Origin of the sequence: Paractinoplanes rishiriensis (assembly GCF_016862375.1) — a bacterium.
Lineage (GTDB): Bacteria > Actinomycetota > Actinomycetes > Mycobacteriales > Micromonosporaceae > Actinoplanes > Actinoplanes rishiriensis.
Genome location: NZ_BOMV01000151.1, coordinates 1 through 2,501, shown reverse-complemented (window position 1 = coordinate 2,501; position 2,501 = coordinate 1). Strand labels below are relative to the sequence as shown.

At 65.4% G+C, this 2,501-nt stretch carries 1 protein-coding gene; it reads right to left on the bottom strand.

Going from position 1 to position 2,501, the window contains the following annotated elements:
• Window positions 1-108: 108 nt before the first annotated feature.
• On the bottom strand, window positions 109-2,013 hold the full coding sequence (locus tag Ari01nite_RS49305; RefSeq protein ID WP_203791670.1) for a reverse transcriptase/maturase family protein: 1,905 nt from the start codon (window positions 2,011-2,013) through the stop codon (window positions 109-111).
• Between the last annotated feature and the right edge of the window lie 488 nt (window positions 2,014-2,501).

The following is a 2,501-nucleotide window of genomic DNA, read 5'->3' as shown; positions in this document are numbered from 1 at the left end:
GTGCCGTTGGGTAGGACGCCAGCGAGGTGCCTGTGACCAGATCCTTTTCCGACGTCCCCCCACCGAACCGGACATGCCCGATTTCCGTGGCATCCGGCTCTCCAGCGCTCATCGTGGGTGTCGTGTCGGACGCCCGGCGTGGACGTCCTCGTGACATACGCGGCAGACGACCAGGGTCTTGCGGCGGCGCGATGCCATCCGCGTGACCCATTCGGGTGGGTGTTTGCGCCCCTTGGGATTGAGATCCTTGAGGGCGCGAACGTGGTGCACTTCCACCTGGTCGGTTGACCCGCAGAGTTCGCAGGCGTCGGCCAGCAGCCGTTGGACCAGTTCGGATCGACCGCTGTTCCAGACGCGGGGCGGGTTGTCGTAAAGCGGGCGAGGTGTGACGTCGCGCGCCAGGGTGACACCGCCCCACCGGGCCACCAGGGGTGCCCGTCCACCATCGCGGTTGACGGTCACTTGTAGGCCACGGCGAGGACCATGCTCGGTGTCCAGCACGGCACGGTAGCGGCGGTAGACCTGAGCCACCCTGATCCGGAACTTGCGAGCCAGGGTTTTGGTCAGCGACCGTTCCATGACGTACTTGAGTCGACCGAGCCGGTGCCGGTTGAACGCCAGCCGGTAGTACTCCGCGACACCCCGGAACTCGGCTTGGAACTGCGCCACGATACTGAAGTCGGTATCGACGGTGCGTTCGGTGCGCCGGATCGGTTTGCCGTGGTGCAGGTAGGGCTGGCATTTGGCGCGGACCACGCCGGCCGGCACTTTCAGCCCGATCGCCGCGTTGATGCTGCGGTGACCGCGCTGGTCGTGCTTGTGGTCGGCGTGCAAGGTCGTGATCTCGTAGCCGAGGAACCGGGCGGCTTGGGTCCGCCCGTGCGTGATCAAGGTCTTGGCCGGGGACAGCTCCAGCTTGAGCTGCTCGTGCAGGAACCGGCCGACTTCGGCCTTGATCTGTTCGGCTTCCTGCCGGGGGCCGGTGAAACCGAGCAGCCAGTCGTCGGCGTAACGGCAGTAGTGCAGCCGCCGAAAGCCCGGGTCGTTCGGGTCGCGCGACGGCATGGTCTTCATCCGCTGACGCAGCACCCGACCGCCGTCGTGGTCACCTTGCTGTTCGAGCCGATAGGCGCGCTGCCACAGCCGCATATAGGGCCGGTATGGCGTGCGTCGTGCCCCCCGGTTGTGGGCAGGCAGCAGGGTCTGTTCGATGTACTGGTCCAGCCGGTCCAGGTAGATGTTGGACAGCACCGGAGAGATCACCCCGCCCTGCGGGCAACCGCTGAGTGTGGCGTGGTAGCGCCAGTCCTCCAGATACCCGGCCCTCAGCAGTCCGTCGATCAGGCGTAGGAACCGGCCGTCGTGGATCTTCTCCGCCAGGATCGATCGCATGACCTGGTGATCCAAGGATCCGAAACAGTCGGTGATGTCGCCCTCGACGAACCACACCGTGCCCCGCCATTGGTGATAGACCTCCAGCAGTGCGGTATGGCATCCCCGGCCCGGACGGAACCCGTGGGAACGGTCGGAGAACTGAGGCTCGTAGTACGCATCCAGGATCAGACGCAGCACCTCTTGCACCAGTTTGTCCGACCATGTCGGCAGCCCTAGCGGACGCTTCTTCTTCGAGGACTTCTTCTCGATGTAGGTGCGTCGCACCGGGGTCCACCGGTAACGCTCCTGTCGGAGCACCCCGATGATCGCCTCGATCTTGGCGAGGCTGGTGCCGTCCACGGTCTCCCGGGTGATCCCGGGGGTCATTGCTCCCGCGTTGCGGTAGATCTTCCCGTAAGCGAGCAGGAAAAGATCCCGGTTGAACAAGCACCGGTAGACCCGTTCCAGCGGCAGCCCGCTCTTGCCGCGTTCACGAATGATCCCCAGTACGGTTGCGGCGTCTCGCATCTCGCGTACCTCACCGTCAATGTTGATCGTGAGCGCCTGTGTCCCTTCGCCCTGTGGACGGCTTTCCCGCCCGCCGTGGCCGGTCGTGACTCCGGCGACTACTACGGACACTCCGTGGCCGTAGGGCTCGCGCCCCGTAGGCCATCCCGAATTCCTCTTGCGCCAGACGTGTCGAGCGTGACGTAGGCGTCCCTGTCCGTCCCCTTGAACGGGCTCGCTGCCCGTCGCCCGCCGGTCAGGAGGGTTGAGATGACGAAATTCGGAATCATCCGATACCGGCGGCCCCGACGTCAGACACCGTGTCGGGGAGTGTGCACGATTCCACCGCTGGAGACTGGGATTCAAGCAGTCTGGCCTTCGCCATATCACGCGGGCCTTGCACGGCAACGACTTCGGTGTCTTCGCAGCGTTCCGCGCTTTCCCGCCATGCTGTGGTCCCCTCGCACTTTCGCGTCCAGGTAAGGCGGGTGGCCCCGAGGTCACCTCCTCCCGAACCTCGGCCCCCTGAAGGGGCGATCTGGCGCCGAGTTAGACGGCGCACAGTTTCCCAGCAACGGGCTCTCCAGTGATCACCGCGTGAGAGACTTGGCGGGCGTGCG